23 protein-coding genes, 1 pseudogene and 1 riboswitch are annotated in these 26,539 nt (G+C 61.8%); of the genes and pseudogenes, 10 read left to right on the forward strand and 14 right to left on the reverse strand.

Features of this window, described 5'->3' with window-relative positions:
- The first annotated feature begins 43 nt into the window (after positions 1 to 43).
- The 3 genes from FEZ59_RS02745 (at position 44) to FEZ59_RS02755 (ending at position 4,602) form a co-directional block, all read left to right on the forward strand.
- Positions 44 to 628, forward strand: a complete 585-nt coding sequence (locus tag FEZ59_RS02745) for a TetR family transcriptional regulator (protein ID WP_172932360.1) — start codon at positions 44 to 46, stop codon at positions 626 to 628.
- A 45-nt stretch (positions 629 to 673) separates the two neighbouring features.
- Positions 674 to 847, forward strand: a riboswitch (M-box (ykoK) riboswitch).
- A gap of 347 nt (positions 848 to 1,194) precedes the next feature.
- The gene (mgtA, locus tag FEZ59_RS02750; RefSeq protein ID WP_080908868.1) at positions 1,195 to 3,888 is read left to right on the forward strand and encodes a magnesium-translocating P-type ATPase; all 2,694 of its coding nucleotides are present in this window, start codon (positions 1,195 to 1,197) and stop codon (positions 3,886 to 3,888) included.
- Between the two features lie 9 nt (positions 3,889 to 3,897).
- A complete protein-coding gene (locus tag FEZ59_RS02755) occupies positions 3,898 to 4,602 on the forward strand; it encodes an MgtC/SapB family protein (RefSeq protein ID WP_003941187.1) in 705 nt (234 codons plus the stop codon).
- Between the two features lie 85 nt (positions 4,603 to 4,687).
- On the opposite strand, the gene FEZ59_RS29905 is transcribed toward FEZ59_RS02755, so the two are convergent.
- On the reverse strand, positions 4,688 to 5,296 hold the full coding sequence (locus FEZ59_RS29905) for an NADP-dependent oxidoreductase (protein ID WP_242459698.1): 609 nt from the start codon (positions 5,294 to 5,296) through the stop codon (positions 4,688 to 4,690).
- 102 nt (positions 5,297 to 5,398) lie between these two features.
- Positions 5,399 to 5,698 (reverse strand): annotated as a pseudogene (locus FEZ59_RS29910) (NADP-dependent oxidoreductase); the annotation flags it as partial.
- Positions 5,699 to 5,873: 175 nt separating this feature from the next.
- Here FEZ59_RS29910 and FEZ59_RS02765 point away from each other — a divergent pair.
- Complete coding sequence (locus tag FEZ59_RS02765; RefSeq protein WP_172932204.1) at positions 5,874 to 7,436, forward strand: MFS transporter; 1,563 nt, start codon at positions 5,874 to 5,876, stop codon at positions 7,434 to 7,436.
- Positions 7,437 to 7,510: 74 nt separating this feature from the next.
- On the opposite strand, the gene FEZ59_RS02770 is transcribed toward FEZ59_RS02765, so the two are convergent.
- Both FEZ59_RS02770 and FEZ59_RS02775 read right to left on the reverse strand, forming a co-directional pair.
- Positions 7,511 to 8,299 (reverse strand): SDR family NAD(P)-dependent oxidoreductase, encoded by a 789-nt coding sequence (locus tag FEZ59_RS02770; protein ID WP_021333757.1) that lies wholly within the window; start codon positions 8,297 to 8,299, stop codon positions 7,511 to 7,513.
- Between the two features lie 92 nt (positions 8,300 to 8,391).
- The gene (locus tag FEZ59_RS02775) at positions 8,392 to 9,426 is read right to left on the reverse strand and encodes an extracellular solute-binding protein (protein WP_063315093.1); all 1,035 of its coding nucleotides are present in this window, start codon (positions 9,424 to 9,426) and stop codon (positions 8,392 to 8,394) included.
- A gap of 204 nt (positions 9,427 to 9,630) precedes the next feature.
- Here FEZ59_RS02775 and FEZ59_RS02780 point away from each other — a divergent pair, with 204 nt between their 5' ends.
- The 6 genes from FEZ59_RS02780 (at position 9,631) to FEZ59_RS02805 (ending at position 16,782) form a co-directional block, all read left to right on the forward strand.
- A complete protein-coding gene (locus FEZ59_RS02780) occupies positions 9,631 to 10,956 on the forward strand; it encodes an FAD-binding protein (RefSeq protein WP_172403421.1) in 1,326 nt (441 codons plus the stop codon).
- Positions 10,957 to 11,239: 283 nt separating this feature from the next.
- A complete protein-coding gene (locus FEZ59_RS02785; RefSeq protein ID WP_172932205.1) occupies positions 11,240 to 12,274 on the forward strand; it encodes a substrate-binding domain-containing protein in 1,035 nt (344 codons plus the stop codon).
- 77 nt (positions 12,275 to 12,351) lie between these two features.
- A complete protein-coding gene (locus tag FEZ59_RS02790; protein WP_021333761.1) occupies positions 12,352 to 13,113 on the forward strand; it encodes an SDR family NAD(P)-dependent oxidoreductase in 762 nt (253 codons plus the stop codon).
- 2 nt (positions 13,114 to 13,115) lie between these two features.
- Entirely contained in the window at positions 13,116 to 14,279 is a 1,164-nt protein-coding gene (locus tag FEZ59_RS02795; RefSeq protein WP_021333762.1) for an ABC transporter ATP-binding protein, read from the forward strand.
- Entirely contained in the window at positions 14,279 to 15,997 is a 1,719-nt protein-coding gene (locus FEZ59_RS02800) for an iron ABC transporter permease (protein ID WP_063315092.1), read from the forward strand. Before FEZ59_RS02795 ends, FEZ59_RS02800 begins: the two co-directional genes overlap by 1 nt.
- A gap of 20 nt (positions 15,998 to 16,017) precedes the next feature.
- On the forward strand, positions 16,018 to 16,782 hold the full coding sequence (locus FEZ59_RS02805; RefSeq protein ID WP_031331685.1) for an SDR family oxidoreductase: 765 nt from the start codon (positions 16,018 to 16,020) through the stop codon (positions 16,780 to 16,782).
- A gap of 27 nt (positions 16,783 to 16,809) precedes the next feature.
- Here the strand turns inward: FEZ59_RS02805 and FEZ59_RS02810 are convergent, their stop codons facing one another.
- From FEZ59_RS02810 to FEZ59_RS02855, 10 genes are all read right to left on the reverse strand, one after another.
- Entirely contained in the window at positions 16,810 to 17,826 is a 1,017-nt protein-coding gene (locus FEZ59_RS02810; RefSeq protein WP_021333765.1) for an MBL fold metallo-hydrolase, read from the reverse strand.
- A complete protein-coding gene (locus tag FEZ59_RS02815; protein ID WP_021333766.1) occupies positions 17,823 to 18,158 on the reverse strand; it encodes an EthD family reductase in 336 nt (111 codons plus the stop codon). The genes FEZ59_RS02810 and FEZ59_RS02815 overlap by 4 nt, the downstream gene beginning before the upstream one ends.
- 72 nt (positions 18,159 to 18,230) lie before the next feature.
- Positions 18,231 to 18,854, reverse strand: a complete 624-nt coding sequence (locus tag FEZ59_RS02820) for a TetR family transcriptional regulator (protein ID WP_063315091.1) — start codon at positions 18,852 to 18,854, stop codon at positions 18,231 to 18,233.
- A gap of 27 nt (positions 18,855 to 18,881) precedes the next feature.
- A complete protein-coding gene (locus tag FEZ59_RS02825; protein WP_141752491.1) occupies positions 18,882 to 20,411 on the reverse strand; it encodes a class I adenylate-forming enzyme family protein in 1,530 nt (509 codons plus the stop codon).
- Positions 20,412 to 20,457: 46 nt separating this feature from the next.
- Positions 20,458 to 21,519, reverse strand: a complete 1,062-nt coding sequence (locus tag FEZ59_RS02830) for an NAD(P)-dependent alcohol dehydrogenase (RefSeq protein ID WP_070387100.1) — start codon at positions 21,517 to 21,519, stop codon at positions 20,458 to 20,460.
- Positions 21,519 to 22,307: an SDR family oxidoreductase gene (locus tag FEZ59_RS02835; RefSeq protein WP_021333770.1), complete on the reverse strand. Its 789-nt coding sequence runs from the start codon at positions 22,305 to 22,307 to the stop codon at positions 21,519 to 21,521. Before FEZ59_RS02835 ends, FEZ59_RS02830 begins: the two co-directional genes overlap by 1 nt.
- Before the next feature lie 31 nt (positions 22,308 to 22,338).
- Entirely contained in the window at positions 22,339 to 23,097 is a 759-nt protein-coding gene (locus FEZ59_RS02840) for a glucose 1-dehydrogenase (RefSeq protein ID WP_070387101.1), read from the reverse strand.
- A complete protein-coding gene (locus tag FEZ59_RS02845) occupies positions 23,094 to 24,296 on the reverse strand; it encodes an acyl-CoA dehydrogenase family protein (RefSeq protein ID WP_021333772.1) in 1,203 nt (400 codons plus the stop codon). The genes FEZ59_RS02840 and FEZ59_RS02845 overlap by 4 nt, the downstream gene beginning before the upstream one ends.
- A gap of 55 nt (positions 24,297 to 24,351) precedes the next feature.
- A complete protein-coding gene (locus FEZ59_RS02850; RefSeq protein ID WP_202022486.1) occupies positions 24,352 to 25,296 on the reverse strand; it encodes a phosphotransferase family protein in 945 nt (314 codons plus the stop codon).
- Between the two features lie 11 nt (positions 25,297 to 25,307).
- Complete coding sequence (locus tag FEZ59_RS02855; RefSeq protein WP_021333774.1) at positions 25,308 to 26,516, reverse strand: acyl-CoA dehydrogenase family protein; 1,209 nt, start codon at positions 26,514 to 26,516, stop codon at positions 25,308 to 25,310.
- Between the last annotated feature and the right edge of the window lie 23 nt (positions 26,517 to 26,539).

The raw sequence follows: 26,539 nt of genomic DNA on the forward strand, positions 1-26,539 counted from the left end.
TCAACCGGACTGGACGCCGGTAACCCGCCCCGGACGTGACGTGGTGCGACAAAGATTGCTCGACGCTGCGGCGGAAGAGTTTGCGGAGCGCGGATTCAGTGCTGCACGTCTCACTGAAGTTGCTCGCCGAGCGGGCTTCACCAAGGGGGCTGTCTACTCCAACTTCGAGTCGAAACAGGATCTGTTCGCCGAACTGTTCGCGCAACGGTCTCTCGAACTGGCCGGCCGTGTGCTTGCCGAGATCGCCGGGATGAACCCGGCCGACGCGGCGGGCAAAGGTGGCGAGGCCATTGCAACGTGGATGGTCGACGACCCGGGGTGGTCACTGCTCGTCCTCGAATTCGGAGTGCTCGCCGGACGTGATCCGCAGATCGCTCAGGCGTACTTACGTGAGCGTCGCCACTTGCGCGTTCAACTCGTGGAGTTGATCGGTGAACGTGCCCGCGAATGGGGAGTGGACGATTCCTTCGATGTGCGGACCACTGCAATCTCGTTGATGGCCTTGATATCCGGGCTCGTTCTCGAGCACTCGGTGGATCCGGAAGAAGTTGATCAGAGCGTCATGGGTGCCGCCGTGACGGCACTCTTCGCCGGCGCCGTCGCACGGGCAGGATTGCCCGCCGTCTGAGTTGCTCGGTTGACAGGCAACAGATTTGAGAACTACCCTCTGGGTGCAGTACCTCGTTAGGTGAGGCTTCTGCACGAACACAGGCCACTGATCTCACGACGTCGAGAGACGCCCAAGGTTAGGACAGATCTCCCCGGCTTAAGGGGTGATCCAAAGTGGCTTCCCGGTCTTGATCGGGACACGTCGTGCAGTGCCAAAACTCGGACGTGGAGGTGTTTTCGCAGCTTGATGCCGGTTTCTTCCGGTGAAGGCGAGAGTACGTCGATATTCGGTTCTCCTGGCGTGTGCTGTGCGCATGTACTTTGTGTGGCGTCATCGGACGCCCCGAACTTTCAGGAGGTGACCATCGTGGACGACCCGCCGAGTCGATATTCGACCCATCCTTCTGTTCTTACCGACGGTGCTCACCCCGGCATTTTGCTCGTCAGTCTCTGACCTTCGCACCCTCGGTTTCATCTGCGCGGCTTTGTCGCGTCCGCTGACGACTTCCGTTGTCGTTCAGCGCATTCTGCTGCCCTCATGCACTGGCACTGTCCCGTGCACGCTGGCAGTCGAGGAGATTCGTCATGTCATTTTCCGTTCTCGCATTGCGGCCACGGCCCACGAGAAACAGTGCACAACAAACACCTTCAACGGTCCTGGCAAAAGAAAGCGCACAGGAATTGGTCGACTACTCGGCCTCGGACACGCGCACCGTTCTCGCAGATCTGACCACGACGGCCAACGGCCTTCGTGACGATCAGATCGACGATCTTCGTCGGCGATACGGGCGCAACGATGTCCGCCACGACCGCCCGGCGCCGGCGATCGTGCAGTTCGCGCAAGCTTTCAAGAATCCGTTCATCTTGATCCTGGTGTTCCTCGCCCTGATCATGGTCGGGACCGACGTGGTGTGGGCAGACCCGGAAGACGGTCCCTCCTACGAGGGCATCATCACCCTCGGGCTGATGATCTTTGTCAGTGTGTCCCTGAGGTTCTGGCAGGAATACCGTTCGACTCGGGCTGCCGAGGCACTCAAGGCCATGGTCACGACAACTGTCGCGGCCACCCGCAAGATCAACAACACCGTGGTCACGGCTGAGATTCCGATCGAGCAGCTACTGCCAGGTGATGTAGTCCAGCTTGCCGCAGGCGACATGATCCCGGCCGATGTCCGCATCATCCGGGCCAAGGATCTACAGGTCAATCAGTCAATGCTCAGCGGTGAGTCGATGCCGGCCGAGAAGTCGGCGGAACCGTCGACGGGGATCGACGTCGATCGGCTGCTCGAGGCCGAGAACATCGGGTTCATGGGTACTTCCGTCGTGTCGGGCAGCGGCACCGCCGTCGCGGTGCACACCGGCAAGCGGACTTACTTCGGTGCCATGACAGCACAATTGGCGTCCAAGCGACCCGAAACCAGCTTCGACGTCGGGGTGCGCAGTGTCAGCTACCTGCTGATCAAGTTCATGCTGATCATGGTTCCCGCGGTGTTCATCATCAACGGACTGACCAAGGACTGGAGCCAAGCACTACTCTTCGGCGTCGCCACCGCGGTGGGGTTGACCCCCGAAATGTTGCCGCTCATCGTGACTGCGAACCTGGCCAAGGGTGCGCTCCACATGTCGCGCAAGAAGGTGATCGTCAAGCAGATCAACGCGATTCAGAACTTCGGTGCCATGGACGTTCTGTGCACGGACAAGACCGGAACTCTCACCGAGGACCGCATCGTTCTCGGTGAGCATCTCGATACTGCCGGACGTAAGTCCGAGGACGTATTGCGTCTCGCGGCAGTCAATTCCGTGAATCAGACCGGATTGCGCAGTCTTCTCGACGACGCGGTGATCGAGGCCGCCGGTCCCGAAGTGGTCGAGGAGATCTCGCGTCGGCACGGGTTGGTGGACGAGATTCCCTTCGACTTCAAGCGCCGTCGACTCTCCGTGGTGGTCGACCACGGCGACGCCGATCTGATCGTCACCAAAGGTGCAGTGGAAGAGCTCCTTTCGGTCTGTGAATCGGTGGAACTGGACGGGGTGACCCACCAATTGACGCCGGGATGGCTGGCCCGAGTCGACCGTCTGGTCGCGGAACTGAACGGTCAGGGCAAGCGAGTGCTTGCGGTGGCAACCAAGACAGTCGTCGAAGAGCAGCGCCGCGAGTACTCGACGGCCGACGAAGAGGGCATGACCCTGGTCGGACTGCTGGCCTTCCTCGACCCGCCGAAGGAATCTGCGGCCGGGGCGATCGAAGCCCTCGCGAGCCACGGAGTCGCGGTCAAGGTAGTGACGGGTGACAACGAATTGGTCGCCGAAACCGTCTGCGGCAAAGTCGGTATCGATGTCGGGACCGTGGTCTCCGGCGCCGAGATCGAAGCGTTGAACGACGACGCCCTCGACGAGTTGGTGCAGCGGACAACCGTCTTCGCGAAGACGGATCCGATGCAGAAGGCACGCATTGTCGAATCGCTGCGCCGGGTCGGCCACACGGTTGGTTTCCTTGGTGACGGTGTCAACGACGCACCCGCACTTCGGGCGGCGGACGTCGGCATCTCCGTCGACACAGCGGCGGACATCGCCCGCGAATCCGCGGACATCATCTTGCTGGAGAAGGACCTCGGCGTACTCGAACAAGGAGTCATCGAAGGGCGTCGTACCTTCGGAAACATCCAGAAGTACATCAAGATGACTGCGTCGTCGAACTTCGGGAACGTCTTCTCGGTGCTCGTCGCCAGTGCCTTGCTGCCGTTCATCCCCATGATTCCCGTAGTTCTGTTGTTGCAGAACCTGATCTACGATCTCTCGATGCTCACGATCCCGTGGGACCGCGTCGACGACGACTTCCTCGCGAAGCCCCGCAAGTGGGAGACCAAGAGCCTTCGCCGGTTCATGGTGTTCATCGGCCCGATCAGTTCGATCTTCGACATCTCGACCTTCGCGCTGATGTGGTTCGTGTTCGCTGCCAACTCTCCCGAGCATGCAGCGCTGTTCCAATCGGGTTGGTTCATCGAGTCATTGATCTCGCAGACGCTGATCGTTCACATGATCCGCACCCGCAAGATCCCATTCATCCAGTCGCGTGCTTCGCTTCCGGTACTGCTCAGCACGGGCGCCGCCTGCGTCTTCGCGCTGGTGTTCCCGTTCACGTCCTGGGGCCATTCCCTCGGGTTGGTTTCACTGCCGTGGAACTACTTCCCGTGGCTGGTCCTCACTCTCGCGGCTTACTGCGTCGTCACGCAGGTGGCCAAGGGAATGTTCATCCGTCGATTCGCGACTTGGCTCTAGGAGTTCACCGTGGAAATCCACGTCATCCTTGTGCGGATAGCGCTCGGACTCGTCCTCGGCGCTGCCGTCGGGATCGAAAGGCAATGGCGCGCAAGGATGGCGGGTTTGCGAACCAACGCGTTGGTGAGCTTGGGTGCGACGCTCTTCGTCATCATGGGCGCGTACGGGTTTCAGGGGCCGGACGCTGATCCGACGCGCGTCGCAGCGCAGATCGTCTCGGGGATCGGCTTCCTCGGTGCCGGGGTGATCATGAAGCAGGGAGCCTCCGTCACCGGCCTGAACACCGCCGCAACCTTGTGGGCCACGGCCGCCGTCGGCGCGCTGGCGGGCGGCGGAATGTACTGGGTGGCGGTGTTCGGTGCCGGTGCAATCATGTTGGCGAATACGTTGTTGAGGCCGTTGGGCCGGATGATGGATCACCAGCCTGCCCGCACCGGACGCGAGGAACCGCCGGCTGACTACACCTTCGAGGTGACCTGCCACGGTGACGCCGAAGCTCACATCAGAGGGCTTACCGTGCAGTCCATTTCGAGGCCGGAGTTCCAGCTCCGGTCAGTGCAGTCCTTCGACATCCCGGACAGCGACCGCGTACGAGTGGTCGCGGAATTGGCCGCAGCGGAGCGTGACGACGGACTCCTGGAATCCGCCGTCAGCCGGCTGAGCTTGGAACCGTTGGTGACTCACGTCCGGTGGGAGGTGGAACCGTCGAAGTAGTTTCGGAGGCCAGACTCTCAAATCCAGAATTGCGGAGGACTCGTACCGGCACCGGCGTACTATGCCAATGTGGGAGCAGAGCTCCCTACAGTCGGCACAGAGTCTTTCCGGTGTTGTTGCCATTGAGCATTCCGACGAGCGCGGTGGGTGCTAGGTCGAGCCCATCGAATACTGTCTCCTGGTACGTCATCATGCCTTTGGCGAGGTAACCGCCGACCTCCGAACGTACGTCCGCATACAACTCGTCATATGCCCCTGCGCGAAACCCTCTCACTTGCAGGCTCTTTGCGGTGATCTGGAAGAGATTCGTTGGCCCGGGCGCGGGGGAAGATGTGTCGTAGGTCGAGACGGCCCCACACATCGCGATGCGGCCGCCTGGCCGGAGGTGATCGAGGGCTGCGCCCAGATGATCGCCACCGACGTTGTCGAAGTAGGCGTCGATACCGCCCGGGACGGCTTTGGTCAGTTGCGTCTTCAAATCGCCGGCACGGTAATCGATTGCATGGGAGACGCCTAATACACGCCGGAGGTATTCGACCTTCTCCGGGCCGCCTGCGGATGCGACAACCGTGTTGCCTCGCAGCACTGCCAATTGCACCGCAATGCTTCCGACGGCGCCGGCTGCTGCTGAAACCCAAAGTACATCATCGTTTTTGAGCTCGAGGACCTCGAAAAGCCCTACGTAGGCGGTCAAGCCGGCACTGCCTAGTGGCCCAAGGTACCACTGAGGGGGAAAGTTGCCCGGAGTAATCTTCGTTAGCCCGCCTGTACCACCGAGCGTTTCACCGTCTGCGGTAACCACCGCGTAACTGCGATATCCGAACATGTGAGAGACCATCTCGCCAGCACTGAATCCCGGACTTCGAGATTCGACGACAGTGCCGATAGCCAGGCCGACCAGTGGATCTCCGGGAGCCAGGGGTCGTAGATACCCCGAAGGCGTTGTGGCGCTGAGCCGCAGTCGGATCGACGGATCTATCGAAAGCCAAGTGTTTCGGATCAGAACCTCACCCCGCGACAAGGTAGGCACGTCGGCATCGACGATCGTGAAATGTTCCGGCGCTAGAGGGCCGGACGGACGTGTGGTCAGGCACACAACTCGATTGTGAATGGCGATGATCCTTTCCGGATCGCTGGGATCTTGTACGGACCGGCAAGGGAACGCAGTGCAAGGCAAATATTGCGAAAACTTTCCCAGTTGATTCTAAACTGAATTAAGTTCAGTCTAGCATTTGTTGATCGAGAGGAACGCTATGGATAGCGATCGGCCAGTGAGCATCTTTGCGCCACTGCGCATCAGGCGACTCCGCATGATGCTTGGCTTCCAACTGTGCGCAAGCGTCGGAGTATGGATTCTGGTACTTGCAGTGCAGTGGACATTCACCGAAACCGGGGAGTCTGCGACGACGGTGTCGATGGTTCAGTTCGCCGCCAGCTTGCCGTTCTTCCTGTTGGCGTTGCCGATCGGCGCGATGGCCGAGTTCGTCAGCCATCGCCTACTGCTCGTCGGAACCGCAATGGTGTTGACTGGGTCGACGATCCTGCTGGCGGTACTGCAGCAGTTGGGCTTGGCGAAAACTCCGATTTTGATGCTCGCGGTCTTCGTCGCCGGCGCAGGTCTGGCGTCCGTCGCTATCGTCTGGCAGGCGTTGCTGCCCAACATAGTCAGCCGCGAGATGATGGCGGTGGTTCCTGCGATCGACGGCGCCGTCTTCAATGGCGCTCGCGCAGTCGGGCCGGTTATCGGTGGTGCCGTTCTCGCCGGCTGGGGATCGACTTCGGCTTTCGCCTTGACTGCCGCTCTGTTCGCCGTCTGCGTCTTCGTCTCGGCACGGACGGTACCCGCATCGACCGGGCGGGTCGAAGTGCGCAATTCGATAGGCCAGGCGGTGGCAGGAAGCGTGCGCTTCATTCGCCATTCCCGCTGGACCAGGCGATTGCTGCTGCGACTGACCATGTTCGGGATCCCGGCGAGTTGTCTGTGGGGGCTTCTGCCGCTGGTCGCGCATGATCGGTTGCAGGTGAGTACGTTCGGCTTCGGAATCCTCTCCGGCGCAATCGGAATCGGCGCCGTGCTCGGTACGATCCTGCTGATGCCGCTGCGCGCGCGGATGAGTTGGAATCACTTCGTGGCGCTAGGCTCGGGTGCATATGCGCTTGTCCTGATCGGTTTGGTCGTGATCCCGTGGTTCAGCGCGATGTTTGCCGTTCTTGTAGTGGTTGGCGCCGGGTGGGTCGGGGTTCAGAGCACCTGGATGATCGCCGCTCATGCCGTGGTTCCCCGATGGATCAAGGCGCGTGTTATCGCCTTCGTCATGTTGATGTTTCAGGGGAGCCAGGCGATCGGCGCCCTGTTGTGGGGCGTCCTTGCCGACTCGCTCGGCCTCGTTCCCGCCGTGCTACTGGCCGCACTGTTGATGTTCGTCTCGGTGTTCGAGACACTTCGCCGCGGGATCATGCCGAGTGAGGCGATTGCCCCCGAACTGACCGGGGCACCGGATCCCTTGGCCCCTAATGCCGAATACTCCGGTCTGCGCGTGATCGTCGAGACCACCTATCACGTGCTCCCGGGCCGCACGGAAGAATTTCTCGACAACGTGCACGAACTCAAACTCTCCCGGCGGCGTCTTGGTGCACTGCGCTGGAGCGTGTCGCGATCGGCAAACGAGCCCGACATCTACGTTGAACACTGCACGTTCCGTGATTGGTCTGAGTACCTCGCTCAGGAGACCGAGCGACTGACCGTTCCGGAGAATCGGGTGCGGACGAAATTGGCCGAATATCTTGTCTTAGCGCCGCAAACCCGATTACTTGTCGAGCCGAAGCTATTTTGACAAAGCACGATGCCCGGTTTTGCACGTCTTCGGAAGACGTGCAAAACCGGGCATTTCTACGGAACTGACCCCGATCAGACGGTGAATCTACCACCGTTGCTCAGTAGTACGGCCCCGACGACGTTGGCGGCACCCGGCGACGCCAGGTACAGGATGTTATCTGCCAATTCCTCGGCGGTTGCGTAACCGCGGAATCCGTCCTGTGTCATCGCAGCGCGAAGGTTGGTCGGAGTGCGACTGGCCATTCCTGTGTCGACTGGTCCCGGAGCGATCGTGTTAACCCGGATGCCAAAGGGCGCAACCTCTTTAGCTACAGCCTGGCTTACCGCATGAACTCCGGCCTTCGAAGCTGAGTAGTGTGGGTAGCCAACAAGCGTGTCGAACGCCGAGGACGAGCCGACCGTCACGATGGCGCCGCTGCGGGCTGGTTTCATCGCCCGGACTGCTTCGCGGAGTATGAAGAACGTACCGTCGAGGTTGATCGACATGACCCGTCGCCAATCTTCGTCCTCGAGGTGAGTGAGAACGTCAACCGGTTCATTACGCTCAGCTGCCTCGTAGATGCGCTGTTTACTCTTCGGGTCGTCGACGCCGGCGGCATGGACGACGATGTCAACCCGCCCCTGCTCGGCGATCACTCTCGTGAAAGCCTGGGTCACCTGCGCCGAATTGCCGACATCCAAACCGATGGCCTGGCCACCGACCACAGACGCTGCTACCTCGGTTACCGCAGCTTCGTTGACGTCGCACAGATACACCGCCACGGCGCCCCGGTCAGCGAGCAGACGCGCTGTGGCAGCGCCGATTCCGGAACCTGCTCCGGTTACCACTGCGACCTGGCCCTCGAACTGCCGATCAGACATCGAATACACCTTTCAGTCCCGTCGATCCGCTCGCTTGGCGGCCGCGGGTATTACGAGTAGAACACGTGCACGTGGAACGGTTGTCAAGCAGTTCAGTTGAACAGGGCTTCGAGGTCGTCGCGGTAACGCGCGGCGCCGTCACCCGTGGTCACCTCGGTGTTCTGATCAGGAACCTCTTGAGCATTCGCGATCGAACCTTCGATGTCGGGCAACACCGAGCTGTAACCGACCGACGTGGCCTCCTGGCCGGGTCGGGTGACCATGAAGTCGGCCAATACCTGCGCGGCATTGGGATGCGGTGACGAGCCGAGAGTCAGACCGTACCAACGCGCTCCCCAGATATGTTCTCCGGCAGACCATTCAACCGGTGCCCCGGAGTCCTTGGATGCCAACATCGGATCGGCCATCAAGCCGGCGGCGATCTCACCGGAAGCGAGTGCCTGAGCGAGCGGCTGATTGCTCGGATAGATGCGTGGGTTCTGGTCGGCAAGCTTCTCCAGATACTCCCTGCCGCCGTAGTACTTCTCGATGTGGGAGTAGAAGTCCAGGTATGTCGGTGACGTTGACGGACTGACGATTCCGACCTTGCCCTTGAGCACAGGAGCGAGAAGATCTGCCGGGGAAGAGACACCGCCGGGCAGCTGGTCGGTGTTCCAGCCGAATCCCAGGATCACTGCCCCTTCGAGGAAGTACTTGTCCGAGACGATGCTTGTATCCCGGCGATAGTCCGGGTTGTCGAAACTCGGCCCGATCGGCTTGGTCGCCTTGCCTGTATCCTTGACAGTATTCATCCACGACACGTCGGTGATCACCGCGAGGTCTCCGATTCCCTTGCCGGACTTGCTTTCGGCATCGATCTTGGAAAGCAGATCCGAATCGACTCCGCGGACGACCTCGAGATCGATTGCGGGGTAGGCCTTTTCGAAGGCAGTTTCCAGGGCTGCGAGTCGGGGCGCCGCCTGGGTCGAGTAAATCGTGACCTTTCCCTCGTTGTTGGCCGCAGCAACGACGTCGTCCCACGAACCTGAAACCGGCTCTGACGGGGCAGCGGGAGCGTTGCTACACGCCGTCAACGCGAGCGCCACCGCGGCGAGTGCCACGGTGGTTCTGAAAACCTGAGGGATCATGCGAGCTGCTCCGTTTCTGGTACCTGCCGAAACAAAATCAAACCTAATTCAGTTCATATTAGAGTGACTCAGCCCACAATGCAACCGTCATGTCGGGAGTGACATCGATTGACTCTCTCCTCGCTGCGCTTCTACTGTAATCAAATTGAGGTCAGTTCAATTTGAATGGGAGGCGCTCACCGGCGCCGGACAATTGGAGTCAATTTGAGTAGCAATGAATACGATCTGCTGGTAATCGGGGCTGGAATGGCCGGATTGACTGCTGGGGCAAAAGCTTCCGCAGCAGGCAGGCGAGTGTGCTTGATCGAGATCAGCGCCGACGTCGGAGGTTCGGCGCGATTCGCTGGATACGCCTGGAGCGCACCGAATCACGACGTCATGGCCGAACAGAACCCGAGGGGCGACGAAGCTCTCAAGCGCCACCTCGTCGACAGCTTTGATGTCGGTGTCGAGTGGATCCGCTCGATTGGCATTGACGTCGACGCGGCGCAGCCCATTCTGAGCTTCGGTCGCGGGCACAGATTCGACACCAATCACTACGTCGACACCTGCAAGCGAATCGTTCTTGACGCCGGCGGATCGGTCGTGCTCGATACCGCGACCGAAGGGCTCCTGTTCGAGGACGGTGCCGTCCGCGGCGCCGTGGTACGTACGGGTGCCGAGCCCGCGCGCGAGATTCGGGCCGGCCAGATCCTCCTGGCAACCGGCGGATTCCAAGGCAACAAGGAATTGCTCGCTCAGCACGTCCACCCGGACGCAGGCCGGATGGCCTTGCGTTCGAACCCACACAGTTGCGGCGAAGGTTACCGCCTCGCGATCGAGGTCGGCGCGTCGACCGGCGTCGAGGATGCCGGCTTCTACGGGCATCTGATTCCGAGCGGTGTTGAACTTGCCGATCCCGCAGACTTCGTCGACATGTCGCTGTACTACAGCGAGCATGCGCTTCTCTTCAGTCTCGACAACGAACGGTTCGTCGACGAAACGCTCGGCGATCACCTCACCACGATGGCTCTTCTCGAACAGCCGCAGGGCCGAGGCCTGCTGATTGCCGACGCGCGCGTGCACCGCGACTGGATGGTCGCGTCGTATGTCGAAGGTGCTGTGGCCGTTGACAAATTCGAACTTGCCAGCAGGCGTGGTGGCAGGGTCGGCCTCGCCGAGGACCTCGAGGAACTCGAATTTTTGCCGGAGGAATGGGGATACGACGGAGCGGCGATCGCTGCGGCGATCAGGAAGTTCAACGAGGCGGCCTCCCAGGGTGCAGAACTGGTTCCAGGCCGTAGACTCGATCGCGCTCCCTTACTCGAGGGGCCCTACTACGTGATCGAAACGGTTCCCGCGGTCACCTTCCCGTTTCACGGGATTCGGATCGACACGCAAGCCCGAGTTCTGGACGCCGCCGGACTGCCCATCCCCGGACTGTTTGCAGCAGGCTCCGACACCGGCGGATTGTGGAACCGGGCGTACGCCGGTGGCCTCGCCTCGGCTCTGGTGTTCGGTCTGTCCGCAGCCTCCGCTGCCGTCGGCTGACTTGTTCCGTTGGCGGTGTCGAGCCATCGCCCTGTTTCTTCGAAGCAATTTCCACGTCCGTGAACTTCGTGATTGACATCACAAGCTACGGGCACTACCTTCGAACTGACATCAGTTCAGTTTAAGCGGGTGGCTCTCGATTCGGCAGCCTCCGCCCGAGACCAGGCGCGATGACACACCGCGCAGGGTCAGCTTCAGAAATGCCGACGCGAGAACATCTCTCACTGGAGTGCCCACGACATGTCGATACATCGACGTCCGACGGCATGCCCGAAAGGAAGCCATGAAGTCATTCGTCCGCACCCTGGTGGCGTTGAGCGCCGCCGCAGCCATGGTCGGCATCTCGGGATGTGGCAGTAGTGAACCCGCGTCTGCTGCCGTCGACGGCAGCTGGGAAGATGTGGTCGCTGCAGCGAACGAAGAGGGCAAGGTGATGCTCTATTCGAGCCAGAAGCCGGCCAACCTCGATGCGCTCAAGGTCGCATTCCACGCTGAGTACCCGCAAATCGAATTGGAATACGTTCGCGGTACCGATCCGGATATCAATCCCCGGGTCGAGACCGAACACAAGATCGGTAAGGGTACCGCCGACGTCCACATGCTCACCGACTCGGCATGGATCCAGAACGCCGCCAAGTCCGGTACCTATTCCGCCGAATTGGTCGGGCCCGCACTCGAAGCCCCCGAATTCGATCCAGCGGCGAGCGTGCTCGACAACCGGTTCTTCCTCACCAGCGCGGCCGTCTTTGCGCTCGGCTGGAATACCGATGCGGTACCGAACGGACTGAAGACGCCGCAGGACATCCTCAATCCGGCCTACCGCGGCAAGATCGGCATCGTCAACCCTGTGGGGATCGCTTCGTACGTCGACATGTACCGGCACTTCGCGAACACATACGGGGAGGACTACTGGAACAAGCTTGCGGAGCTGCAACCCCGCATCTACCCGAGCGCGCTCGGTGTGGCCCAGGCCCTGACGTCCGGCGAGATCGTCGTCAGCCCCTCGGTGCAGCCGCTGGTGACCGAAGTGAACTCAGGCGCGCCTGTCGACTGGGTGCTGCCGCAGCAGCCGTGGGGAACCCCTTGGTACTCCCACGTTTTGAACACGGCGCCGCATCCGAACGCCGCCCAGGTGTTGGCCAACTTCCTGGTAACTGTCGCAGGTCAGACCGCCCTCAACGACGGATACGCTGCTGCACTCCCGAATATTCCTGGGGCTGTCGCCCGGGCTCAGGACATCGCGCTGCCCAATCCCGAAGACTTGACACCGGAAAGGGTCGAGCAGTACTCCCAGCAGTGGCAAAAGCTCTTCCAGTAACACCGAAACATGGCTCCGCAGAACATAAGCGCCAATCAACAAGTGGAAGGCTGACCTTGAACCACCTCACGGATTCGATGCGGGGAACGAATGTTCTTGTCACGGGAGCATCCGGCGGTATTGGCGGGGCCTGCGCCGAACTGTTCGCCGCGCACGGCGCAACCGTTTACCTTACCGATGTCAACGACGACGCCGGAAGCGCGTTCACTGCGACGTTGGGCGCAAACGCGTATTACCGCCATCTCGACGTGACGAGCGAGACTGACTGGGCCGACGCAACAGCGGCGATGGCGGCGGCCGGCCACGACATGACGGTGCTGGTCAACAGTGCCGGAGCTGCGATGAAGGCGACTCTGGCAGATACGTCACTCGACCAGTTTCGTCGGATGATCGACCTGAATCTTGTTGGCACATTCCTGGGGCTGAAGGCCGCAGCCGCGTCAATGGCAGATGGTGGGTGCGTCATCAATCTCGCATCATTGCGTGGCGTGCTCGCGACCGCCGAGTTGGGTGCTTACGGCGCAGCGAAATTCGGGGTCCGAGCCCTGACCAAGGTGGCCGCACTCGAGCTTGCCGACCGCGGTATCCGAGTCAATTCCGTCTGCCCCGGCAGCATCGAAACCGAAATCACGTCGGTATCGGACTTCTCCAACGACGACGTCGAAGCGTATGTGCGCAGCATTCCGATGCAACGCCGTGGCGCGCCGAGCGAGGTCGCGAGGGTCATTCGTTTCCTGGCCACTGACGACAGCAGCTACGTAACCGGAACCGACATCCTCGTCGACGGTGGCCAGGCCGCCGGTGTTCGTACCCCCAAAATCTCGAACGAGAAAGTATAGAAATGGCATCACAATTCGCAGTTTCAGGTCTCACGAAGACTTACGGATCGAACGTGGTGGTCGATCAACTCGATCTCGAAATCGAGCAGGGTGAGTTCCTTGTCCTGCTCGGTCCGAGCGGTTGCGGCAAGACCACAACGCTGCGGTGCCTGGCGGGATTGGAAACACCTCAGGGCGGCTCGATCTCGTTCGGCGGTAGGCACGTTTTCGATGCCTCCACCAAAACCGATGTCCCCGCACACAAGCGGAACATCGGCATGGTGTTCCAGTCGTATGCGCTCTGGCCGCACATGACGGTCCGGGACAACATCCGATACCCGCTCAAGGTCCGCAAGCTCAAACAGGCCATCGCAGACGGTGCGGTGGAGAAGGCTGCCGAGATGGTCGATTGCGGCGCACTGCTCGATCGGTACCCGTCGCAGCTCAGTGGTGGGCAGCAACAGCGAGTTGCGGTGGCCCGTGGACTCGTTGCGCAACCGGATCTGGTCTTGTTCGACGAACCCCTGAGCAACTTGGATGCACGGCTCCGCGACCAGGTGCGCTCCCAGATCCATCAGCTGCATCAAAGCCTGGGCTTTACCGCAGTTTTCGTCACGCACGATCAGGCCGAGGCTTTCGCTCTTGCCGACCGGATCGCAATCATGAAGTCCGGCAGAATCGAACAGTACGACGCGCCGGAGCACGTGTTCGAGAATCCGGTGTCCGAGTATGTCGCCGCTTTCATCGGCATGGGCAATCGACTGGAGCTGCGCCGCGCCCACGACGGTTGGAACACGAGCGCGAACGACGTCATCGATCTCAGCAACGCCAGCGTGCGGGACCGCGCTGACGAGGGCACCGCCGCGGTGGCGCGGTTCCGACCGGACGACGTGCAGATGCATGCCTCGATGGACGACGTTCCGGCCGGAAACGTTGCACTGCACGCCGAACTGGTGACATACGAGTACGCCGGACGACACTTCGACGTATTGGTCAAGACAGGTACCGAACAACTGGCATTGCGTGCCAGTGCCGCCGAACACAGTGCCACACTGCGCGCCAGTGATCCGGGTACGCCCATGGTGATCAGCTTCTCTCCGTCCAGTCTGCGGGTATACGCCGATCCGGACGCCGCTGCGGTGACCGTCCCCGAACTGGTCGCACCGGGTGTAGGAGACCGATCCTGATGGCAACCGCAACCGCAACCGCAACCGCAACGGCCGGCGGATCCGTCAAGTCGTTCTCGATTTCACGGCAGTGGCAGGCCCGCATCGGCTACGCGATTCTGATCGCCGTTCTTGCGTATCTCGTAGTGCTGCCGATGATTCGGCTGCAGATGCTGGCGTTCGAGGACGGCGGCGCGGGTTACCGTACGCAGTACGGCCGCTACGATGTGGCCGAGGCGATCTGGACGACGATCGCCCTGGCACTCGGCTCGCTCGTGATCGCGATGGTCCTCGGTACCGTACTTGCGTTCGCCGCCAGCCGACTCCCGGAGAAACTGGGATGGCTTCGCATCGTCCCCATCCTCCCGATCGTCATGCCCGCCGTCGCAAACATCGTCGGCTGGGCATTCCTGCTCTCGCCCGGTCCCGGCTACCTCAACGTGCTCCTGCGCAAGCTCCCCTGGTGGAGCGGGACCGACACCGGACCCATCGACGTGTACACCATCCCGTGGATCGTGATCCTCACAGGTTTCGGCCTCACGTCGTTCGTCTACTTGTTCGTCAGCTCCGGCATGCAGAACATCAGTTCGGAACACCTCGAAGCCGCTCAGGTGAGCGGATCGTCAACGGTCGGAATCTTCTTCAAGATCGTGCTGCCCTTGCTGCGGCCTTCACTCATCTACGGCGGCGGAATCGCATTGCTACTCGGTCTGGGACAGTTCACCGGTCCGCTACTGCTGGGCCAGAATTCGGGCGTCAAGGTCCTGACCACGGAGATGTACCGCCGAGTGTCCGAGTCCCCTTCGGATTTCGCGGCCGCGGCAGCTGCCGGTTCACCACTGGTGATCTTCGGTTTGGTGCTCGTCCTGGTGCAGAAGGTGCTGCTGGGCAACCAGACTCGGTTTGTCACGCACGGAGGCAAGGCATTTGCCTCGTCCACCGGCCGGGCTACCTGGGCGACGGCCACCGTGGTGATCTTCTCGATGTTCGCACTGGTCATTCCGCTGATCGGGCTGATCATCGTCTCGCTGACGCCGTATTGGTCCGGATCACTGTCGTGGGGTTTACTGACCCTGGACAACTTCCGGGAGCTCTGGTCGACTAGTGCGATCACCGAATCCGTTGTCACCAGCGTACTTACCTCTCTGGGAGCGGTGATCATCTGCATTCCGATCGGGTACGCGCTGGCCAACCTCCTGGTCCGCGGGCGGCGCTTCAAGATCCTGGCGCTGCTGGCCGATCTGATGACCGCCCTGCCGCTCGGCATCCCCGCAGTGATCTTCGGCGTCGGCTTCCTGCTGACCTACACCGAACCGCCGTTCATCCTGTACGGCACCCGCACGGTCATCATCCTCGTCTACATCGTTCTGATGTTGCCGTTCGCCACACGGATGCAGATGACAGCCATGCTTGCACTCGGAAACACATACAACGAGGCCTCGGCCACCAGCGGTGCATCCCCCTTCGTCACGACGCTGCGAATCATGTTGCCGCTCATGCGTCCGACGGTTCTCAGTGCCGTCGCGCTGATGTTCATCTTGCTCACGCACGAGTTCGCCGCGTCGCTCCTGGTACGCGCTTCCACAACTCAGGTGATGGGAACGCTGCTATTCGACATGTGGCAGAACGGTTCGTATCCGATGGTGGCCGCCATGGCGCTGCTGATGACCGCGGTGACCACGATCGGCGTTGCCATCGCCATGCTGGTCGGCGGGCGTAACGTCCTGAGCAAGCTGTGACAGAAAGTGAGGCTGAAACGATGTCGGTGGGCAATACTCGTTTGCGTGAGAAAGTGGTACTGGTTACCGGAGCCACCGGCGGTATCGGCGTCGAAATCGTCGGCCGCCTTGCATCCGAGGGTGCTTCGGTGATCGTGACCGATATCAGTGGTGACGCGTGCGCCGAAGTGGTCGCGAAGCAGGATCAGCCCGACCGCCATCAGGCTCTCGCACTCGACATCGCTCGCGAAGAGCAATGGCAGAGGGTCATAGAGGCTGTCACCGAGCGGTATTCCCGACTCGACGCTGTGGTGAACAACGGTGCGATCGGTAGTTTGGCTTCCGTCGTCGACGAAGACATCGATCGGTACAACAAAGTCATCGAGGTCAGTCAGACCGGAACGTGGCTCGGCATGAAACACGCCGGGGCCTATATCGAAAGCACTGGCGGCGGTTCGGTCGTCAACATCTGCTCGATCCTCGGCACGGTCGGCGGATTGGGTAACAGCTTCGCCTACGCGGCCGCCAAGGGTGCGGTCCGCACGATGACAAAGAACGCCGCATTGCACTGGGCCACGAAGGGTGTGCGCGTGAATTCGGTGCATCCGGGATTTATCGAGACCCAGCAACTGCTGCGGCGTTACGAGGGTAGTGAGCGGCACCGGGCGATGATTGCGAATACGCCGATGGGCCGACTTGGCACGGCTTCAGAAGTTGCTGCCGCCGTGGCTTTTCTGGCTGGCGATGACTCGACGTTCGTCACCGGTATCGAACTCTATGTCGACGGCGGATGGACCTGCGCCTGAGGGGGTCGGTAAACGGGGTGGATCTCTTCAGTTCGAACTGAAGTGATCCACCCCGTTCCTGTTTTTCACGGACAACTGCCCACGTTCGACAAGCACGTCGAGGTGGGCAAGCGTCTCGCAGGTGGCCACCATCTGGTTGAAGGTATCGAGAGAATCGAAGCCGCGTTCGCGCCGGGTCCAGGTCAACACCTGCGCCACTTGCAGCCCTGAGACCTCGCCCAATTCGGCTACCGCAGAAGCAGTCTGACCTAGACGGTGATCGTGGTGCGCCAACAACTCCCGGCATCGCGCGTGCAGACCCGCGCCTGTGCCGCCGTGCGCCGGCATCATGATCCGGTCCCGGTCGTCGAGCATCATCTCCAGCGAGCGGAGGTACGCTCCGAGTGGCAGCTCCCAATCGCCGAGTTCGAATCCGATCGATGGCGTGATCGTCGGCAACACATGGTCTCCGGTGAAAGAGACGTCGCGTTCGAGGTCATGAAAAACCATGTGCCCCTTGGTGTGTCCGGGAGTGTGTACCGCGGACAAACGATGGCCTGGAATATCGAGAGCGCCGGGGGAGAGCCAGTGATCGGGAGCCTCCCAGTCCGAGGGCTCGAAGGGTTCGTCGATCGAGTCTCGATAGACCTGCTCGGCGATTGTCGCTGCGCCGGATCGGTGCAGCTGAAGAATTGAGCTCTCCGGAACATTGTTGCCCAGCTTGGCGATTGCGGCGATACCGGGAGATTCGGCTGCGCCGAGGTGGATTCGAGAACCATGCCGTCGACGCAGTTCAACGGCAAACGTGTAGTGGTCACGGTGGACATGCGTGACATAGATGTCGTGAATCTCCGCCGGGTTACGACCGATCAGCGCTAGGGCGTCGGACAGTTCGGCGTGCGTGCTGTTGCGATGCCAACCGCCGTCGACCAGCGCCAGTCCGTCCGTGGTCTCGAGCGCGTAGACGTTGATTGCACGCAGGCCGTCCTGCGGCATCTGCAATGGGATCCGGAAAACGCCGTCGGCGACGCGATAGCAACCGGGCCGATCCCAAGAGTCGGTCATTTTCCGCTGTCGGCGAGCGGCACCATGGTCTTTTCGTCGCCGTACCACATCATCCGGCGGCCACCCATGGTTCCGACGTGATCAACGGCGGCCTGCCACTGCGGACTCGCCAGCGCGGCTTCGAGTGCCTCCCGCGATTCGAAACTCAAGACGGACAAGCCATCCCACCCCTCCGACTTGCTGCCGAAAGCTTCGAGCAATTCGGTGTGCTGCCATCGCAGAAGGCCGGGAAGGGGATAGGTGACTTCCGCGTGTTCGCCGCGCCACCAAGTGATGAACTGCTGATAGGTCCAGTCGGTGGGTCGGGATGCGACGAGAACGAGATTGTACATATCAACTCCTAATTGAATTCACTTTAGTTTCGATGGGCAGTCCAAACTGATACTCGCCGTGCGCGGAGTGATCTACGCGCACACCATCCGCAGGGCCGCATCGGTCACTCGTTCGGCGATCTCTGTCAGGCTGAGTTTGCCGTCCGGCCGGTACCAGCGCCAAACACTGATCACGAGGGCCAAGACGAGTCGGCCCATCAAGCGAGGATCGGAATCAGCGAAGACGCCTTCCTTGATTCCGCTCGCAATCAGCGCGGTCCACTTTTCTTCGATCGCTTGGACGAGTTCACGGGACTTCAGTCGTTCGGACTCCTCTTTTTCCGACTGTCGCTCCGCGGCAAGAAGATCCATGTGGCTCTGAAGAATGCGGCGCTGCAGAGCATCCCTCGGTGAAGCCTTGAGTGATACGACGATTGCCGCCCTGAGTGCCTTTGTGGGATCCGAGTCGCCCTCGGTTGCGACAGTGACTCGCTCCAACGAATCGGCCAATTCCAGCCGCATGATTGTCAGGAGGCAATGCGCTTTCGATTCGAAATAGTGATAGAGCGCCGTCTGTCCTATACCGACCTCGTCGGCAATCGACGCCCACTTGGTGTGCTCGTAACCCAATTTGCCGAACTGGTCGATCGCCGTGGCAAGAATGAGAGTTCGTTTGGAGCGCGGACTCTCCCGGCGCAACGCGGTCTCTGCTGTCATGTGGCTCCCCCGGAGGTGCGTGGATGATTAGTTCGACCTTACCCCTTTTTGAGATGAACTCGTGTCAATTTCAGAGGCCAGGCCTGAGGCGAGCGCCACCGCATCGGCCCTGGAAAGTTTGCCGACTCGGTTCTGAGGAAGATCTTCGACGGAGAAGAGAAACTCCGGCCACTTGAACTTTGGAAAGCCCCTCGCGGCAAGCTGGGTGGTCGCCTCCGCCAGCGTCAGCGGCGCACCACCAGTGACGACGAGGGCTGCCGCACGCTCGCCCAGAAGGTCATCTGGGACGGGAACGACGCAGACCTGAACCACTGCGGGCAACGACGCGATCGCAGATTCCATTTCGTTGATGTCGATATTGCGGCCGCCGCGGATGATGATTTGCTTCTGGCGTCCCATGACGCAGATCGATCCGTCTTCACCGACTTCGACCAGATCGCCCGTCGGCAGGAAGCCGTCCGCGGTGAGCTCGGGCAGTACCGGAGCACCGCCGCGCGCATACCCGACGAACAGCGACGGTCCCTTCACCTGGGCGTCACCGATCTCGCCTGCGGTGAGCAGCGCCCCGGCGGTGTCGACCGCTCGAACGACGGTGCCGGGGAACGGACGTCCGTCCCGCCCCAGTCGGACGGCCGGCGGATCGTCCAGACGTGGGGTCGTGTGGCCCAGGCATTCGGACATGCCGAATACTCGAAGAAAGGTGGTACCCAGGACGGTTTCGGCGTTCCCGAGTGTGCGCTCGTTCATCGGACCGCCACCAACCGTCAGGGCGCGCATCGCCGAGAGCTTACCGTCAGCCCTTTCGGTAACCGAGAGCTGCAGGGCCATGGTCGGTACCAGCATCGTCCAGGCGACCCGGTGCTGCGCCATTGCCTCCAGTGCTACCGCAGGCGACCACTTGGCGATCGAAACCATTTGTCCACCAAGGAAAGCAGGCAGATACATCCCGAAACAGAAAGCTGCGACGGACGACAGCGGCACAAAAGCGCCGACCGCCTCACCCTGTTGCAATCCGACAGTATCGATGGTGCTCCGGCACGCGTAGCGGATTGCCTCCTCGGACTGGACGACACACTTCGGGCGACCGGTCGAACCGGAGGTCATCGCGATCGCGGTGCCGCCGCGCCAGCGCTCGACCGAGGCGAAAGCCCCCTGCCGAGACCGGAGCACTCGCGTTCCGAAAGCGGCTACCGAACCGGCAAACTGGTCGTCCTTGATGCCCCAGCGGGTCAGTGCGTCGGCATCGGCCACCACGAGATCCGGGTCGATGTCGTCGATCGCCATCTCGAACTCGGATTCGGTGGCGTGTGGACTGAAGACCGCCACTACGCCGCCGCGAAGTCCGATCGCGAGGGCGGTAGCCACCGTCTGCCACGTATTGTCGGCCTGAATGAGCGCAGTCGGTGCCCCGCCGTCGAGCGAAGCGATGGTATCGGCCAGCAAGCGAGCCGCCTCCACGATCGAACCGATTGTGTGAGAACCTAACTCGTCGATCACCGCAATCTCGGCCGGATTGCCTTCCGCCCGGGCGAGCATCTCCTGTGCCAGCAACTTCACTGCGGCGTCCCTCTTCCGTCTTCGAGTTCGATTGTGTGTTGGATGTTTACAGCGATGAAGGGGCTGTGGGAACCAGTACGGCGCGGCCGGACAGATCGCCTGAACGCAGGCGATCGTATGCCTTCAGTGCGCTGTCGAACGGGAACGTGGTCACCTCGGCATGCAGCTTTCCTGCACTGGCGAGTTCGACCACCTGACGCAGGTCCTCGATGGTGCCCCAGAACGGCGCCCGAACTTGCCAGCCGTTGACCAAACCAAGGCTTTTGCCGACGGTCAGTTGCCCGCCCGCACTTCCCACGACGACAACTCGGCCGCCGGGAGCGAGAAGCGCCGGAGCGGGTTCGACCGTCGCCTGAGCCCCGACAAAGTCGAAGACCACGTCGGCACCGCCGAGGCTCGCCACAGCCTCTGCCGCTTCTGCGAGCGTCGCAAAACACGCGCGTGCTCCCGATTCGAGCGCGAGAGCGTGTGTCTGGGTTCTTGTCTCGACGGCGATGATGTCTGTGACGCCGAAAGAGCGCAGGATCTGCACCGCCAGATGGCCGAGACCGCCGATTCCTATCACCAAAGCCACAGTGTCCGAGTCGATGAGGTCGCTGTTGGTCCGGATCGCATGATATGCGGTCAGGCCGGCGTCGGCGAGCGGAGCGGCCTGCTCGGGGCTCAGCGAACCGACGCGAACGAGAACAGCTTCCGAGGGCACCAGCAGGTATTCTGCCAGCCCGCCCGGATGGCCCAACCCGTTTCCGATCGGGCTGAGTCGGCCGTCCCCACGCGGGACTTTCTCCAAGCAGTAGTTCTCGCGATCCCGCCGGCAATTGCGGCACCGGCCACATGGCCAAACACCATGAATGACAACATTTTCACCGATCCACGCGTGATCGGCCAGCGGTCCCGCACCGACGACGGTACCGGCAACCTCATGGCCGAGTGTGAGCGGCAACGGGTAATCGAAACGTCCGGCGGGCGAATCCATGACGTGCAGATCCGAGCGGCACAGACCAGCGGCGCCGACTTTGATCAACAGTTGCCCCTCAGCGGGCTCGGGTACGGGGATCTCACGCACCTGCGGAGGCTGACCCCACGCCGTCAGCTGGACTGCCAACATCAGCGCGCCGTCCAACCACCGTCGACAACCAGCGCCTGGCCGGTCATGTACGAGGAGGCATCCGAGGCCAGGAACAGCACTGCGCCGTTTATCTCACCTTCGACCCCGCCGCGGCCGAGCATGGTGTTCTTACGCACCCACCCCGCCGATTTGTCATTGCTGAACAGTCCGTCGGTCATCTCCGTATCGAACCACCCAGGCACGACGGAGTTCACGCGGATCCCCCTGCGTCCCCATTGACCGGCCAATTCCCGGGTCAAGCCGAGTGCTCCGGCCTTGGAGGCCGCATAGCTCGCGCCACCGATCGGGGCTGTGGACACCAGCCCGATCACCGAGGAGATGTTGATGTACGACGCGCGTTCGTTCTCCGGAAGTCGGGTCGAGGCGTAGGTCGCCAGGTGAAATCCGGATACCAGATTGAGCTCGAGTACCGAATTGAATCCCGCGATGGTTTCGTCCTCGGCGTTCGGCGGTCCGGGCATGCCGGCATTGTTGACGAGTACGTCCAGCCGTCCGGACTGTTCGTAACACCCGTCGATCAGGGCGCGCCGATCAGCGTCGTCAGTGATGTCGCAACGAACCGGAACAATTCCCGGTACCTCGGCTGCCAAGTCCTGCAGGCGGTCGAGCCGGCGGGCCGCGGCGTACACTGTGGCCCCGGCACTGGCCAGTGTGCGCGCAAACCCCATTCCGAGACCAGACGACGCACCCGTCACGATCGCTACCCGTCCGGCCAGTCCGAACATCTCGGTCAGCATCTGTCCACCTTCGAATCCGTTGTCTGTCATGGCTTTACTGCGATATCAGGACATCGCAGCGTCAGTACACGGCGGTTCGGCCGCCGTCGACCGGGATGAGCGCGCCGGTCGTGTAGCCGGCGGCATCCGAGGCCAGGTGCGTCACCAGACCGGCGATCTCCTCCGGCCGGCCCAGTCGCCCGGCAGGCAGACGGTCCACGATCTTTCCGATGAACTCGTCGTCCCAGTTCTCGGCCATGTCGGTGGCGAAACCACCTGGCATCACACAGTTGACCCGCACCGTCGGTGCATACTCCTGAGCAAACGCCCGGGTGAGCGCATTGAGGCCGTTCTTGGCCGCAGCGTACATCGCTTCCGGCGGGCTCGGGCGCTCCGCACCGATACTGGAGATGTTGATGATCGAGCCGCCGCCGGCCGCCCGCATCCGGTCTCCCGCCACGGCCATCAGCCGGAAAGGTCCCTTGACGTTGACCTCGATGGTCTTGTCCCACAGTCCTTCCGAGACGGAGAGTAAGTTGTCGGCCAGCGGTGCGATGCCGGCATTGTTGACCACGATGTCGAGGCTGCCGAATTCGGCAATGATCTGGTCGACCGCGGGCTCGATACTGTCCCAGTGCCCGACGTGCAGAGCGAACGGGTGAGCGGTTCCCGGGCCGGTGTCACCGAGCGACGCCACCGCTTCGCGGCAGGACTCGAGCTTTCGGCTGGACACGATCACGGTCGCGCCCGCGTCCCGGAGTCCGCGCGCGATGGCCAGTCCCAAACCGCGACTCGCGCCGGTCACGAGCGCGACCTTACCGGTCAATTCTGGTGTACTCATTTGTGCTTCTTCACCTCGAGGCGGGCAATGGTGCGCAGATGAACCTCGCTGGGTCCGTCTGCAATCTGCAGGGCGCGGGTAATCGCATACAGCCGAGCCAGGATCGTGTCGTTGCTGACTCCGGCGGCGCCGTAGGTCTGCACCGCGCGGTCGACAACCTTGTGCGCAACTTCCATTGCTGCCACCTTGATGGCGGCCACTTCCGAGCGCGCAGACGCGTTGCCCTGGGTATCCATCAACCAAGCCGACTTGAGTACGAGCAACCTGATTTGGTCGATCTCGATGCGGCTGCGGGCAATCCATTCACGCACTACGCCGCGGTCGGCAAGGGGGCCTCCGAACGCTTCCCTTTCGAGCGCGCGCTTACACATCATGTCCAGTGCCCGTTCTGCCATACCGACTGCGCGCATCGCGTAGTGCATCCGGCCGGGGCCCAGGCGTCCCTGTGCGATGGCGAATCCGTCGCCCTCGGCGCCGAGCATGTTTGCAGCCGGTACCCGAACATCGGTGAATTGAACTTCGCCGTGGCCGAGTCGGTCTTGGAAGCCGAACATCGGCAGGTCCCGAATGACCTCAACGCCGGGCGCGTCGGCCGGTACCAGGATCATGCTCTGCTGTCGGTAGGTCGGGCCTTCGGGATCCGACTTGCCCATGAAGATCATGAGCTTGCAGTCAGGATCGAGGATGCCGGAGGTGTACCACTTACGGCCGTTGAGCACGTATTCGTCACCGTCACGTTGGATAGTCGATCGAATATTTGTCGCATCCGAACTTGCCACGGCCGGTTCGGTCATCGCAAAAGCCGAACGAATACTGCAGTCCAGCAACGGCTTCAACCACTGCGCCTTCTGTTCGTCGGTGCCGAACATGGCGAGGATCTCCATGTTTCCGGTATCGGGAGCCGAGCAGTTGATCGTCTCGTTACCGATGATGGAGCGGCCGACGATCTCAGCCAGCGGAGCGTATTCGAGATTGGTGAGCCCGGCACCGAGTCCGTCGTGCGTCATGAACAGATTCCACAGACCCAATTCGCGTGCCTTCGCCTGCAGATCGCGCATGATCTGGGGCTGTTCGTGCGGGTTGTCGTTGGCAGCGACCTGGGCGTCGTACACCGATTCCGCCGGATAGACGTAATCGGCCATGAAAGATTCGAGCTTGCCGAGCAGTTCCTCGGTCCGCGGGGAATAGGCGAAATCCACGGTAGGTCTCCTTAGGTGATTATCAGCGACGCAAAAGACCAGCGGCCTAGAAGATCTAGGGACGCAGGAGAGCGGTACCGGTCTCGATCAACCGGTTGATGGTGTCGGGCAGCTTCTCCTGGTCCGGATCATGATGGCGACCCTCGCGGTGCCGACGCAGGTTGTGGCCCATGATCGCCGCCATCTTCAACCGGCCGAGTGCGTCGAACCAGTTGAGTTCGGGGAGTGCGGGACCCGCTCCGGTGTACAGCGCGACCAACTCTTCGGCGCTCGGCAGTCCGGTGACTTCCCGACCGACACCGGGGAAGTTCGAACCGTCGGCGAATACCAGAAACCAGCCCAATTCGACTCGTGGATCTCCGGCAGACCAGATTTCCCAGTCGATGAGTGCAACTGGCTCCAGTCCGTCGGAGATGATGTTGCCGAGACGGTAATCACCGTGCACCAGTGTGGGTTCGATAGGTTCGGGAATGTCGGAGCGCAACAGTTCCAACAGACGATCGGCGCCGACAACCAATTCCGGTGGCACTGCGCCCAGCGTCTTGGCCCAGCGCTCGAGCTCGTCTGCCGGTGTCAGGGGATCTGCGAGCCCTGCAATGGTGGCCAGGTCCACCTCATGCAGTCGCGGTAGGACTGCAGCGGCACGACGCATTCGATTGGCAGCGAGCACCGGATCGACGGCCGGGTCGTCGAGCACGGGCTCGAGTGACTCGCCTGCAACAAATTCCATGGCAAACCACGCGGGCTCGATCTCGTCGACGACAACTACGCGCGGCACCGGAACTTCGGTGCCGGCCAGCGCCTGCAGAATATGCGCCTGTCGCAGCATGTCGTGCCTGCCGATGGATCGCTGGCCTTCCGGCACCGCCTTGATCACCACGTCACCGGTCGAGGTGGTGGCGCGGTACGTCAGTCCGGAGTGTCCACCGAGTAGCGGCTGGAAGTCGGTTAACGTCGCGCCGCAGTCCGCCAGTAGTTTGGCGGCGACCCGTTCTTGCAGAGACGAACTGGTCACGGTCGCGGCTCCCTTGGTAGACCGAGCACGCGCTCGGAGATGATGTTGTGCTGAATCTCGTCGGTGCCGCCCGCAATTCGGTATCCGGGGGCGCCGAGTGCGTGTTCGGACCACGCGAACGTTCCCCATCGACCGGAATCGGCGGTAAGTTCACGGCCGAGCAGCAAACGGGCAACTTCCGACGTTCTGGCCATGGTGTCGGTAGCCAACAACTTTCCGAGTGAGGCTTCAGGACCCGGCTCGTTGCCGGCAAGCATCGCCCCGGCCACCCGCATATTGCTCACGCGCTGTAGATAGCTCCTGGCGACCAGGTCGGCCACCTTGTCCTTCTCGATCTCGGTCAGCTCGCGTTCGAGGTTCTGTGCGAGTGCAATTGCCTGATCTGCGTTGGCCAGACCGAGATTTCCGCCGTCCAGACGTTCGGCCGCCAGCACGGTGAGAGCAACCTGCCAACCCTTGCCGACCGGACCGAGTCGATACGTGTCTTCGAGTTCGACGCCGTCGAGGTACACCTCGTTGAACGAGCTGCCGCCGGTCATCTGCCGGATCGGGCGTATGGTCACGCCAGGTGCGTTCATCGGGACCAGGAACATGGTGAGCCCGGCATGTTTCGCGACGGTGGCGTCGGTACGGCACACCGCAACTCCGTAGTCCGCCACCAGCGCGCCGGAGGTCCATACCTTGTGCCCGTCGAGAGTCCACGTGCCGGCTTCGCTGCGCACCGCCTTGGTGCGGACGGCAGCCAGGTCCGATCCGGCCTCGGTCTCGGAGAACAGTTGGCAGGCAATGATGTCCGTGCGAAGCATCGCGCGCACGTAGCGTTCCTTCTGCTCGTCCGTGCCCCACTGCTCGATGGTCGGCGCGATCAATTGCTGTGTCACCGAGAACATCTCGGTCCGCCGCGGCACGTCGAACGATTCCTCAGCCCGGCGGAAAGCTAACACGTATGACAGCGGCAGGCTGCGACCGCCGCGTTCGGGCGGCCAACTCAGTGCTCCCCAGCCGGCATCGAACTTCGCCTGTTCGTAGCGCGAGATTTCGTCGGTGTGCTCGCGCTCTTGCTCGGCGGTCCAATTCTCGAATACCGCCACCGAATCCGAACCAACACCCCACACCGATTCGGTGCGAGGTGCGGCGACGCCACGCAACCAGGCGATGGCTTCCTCGGTGAACGCGTCGAGACCGGGAATCGTTTGTGGTGTCACTGATCTGCCCTCAGTCGTCTTCG

It is taken from the genome of Rhodococcus sp. MS13 (genome assembly GCF_013277835.1).
Lineage (GTDB): Bacteria > Actinomycetota > Actinomycetes > Mycobacteriales > Mycobacteriaceae > Rhodococcus_F > Rhodococcus_F erythropolis.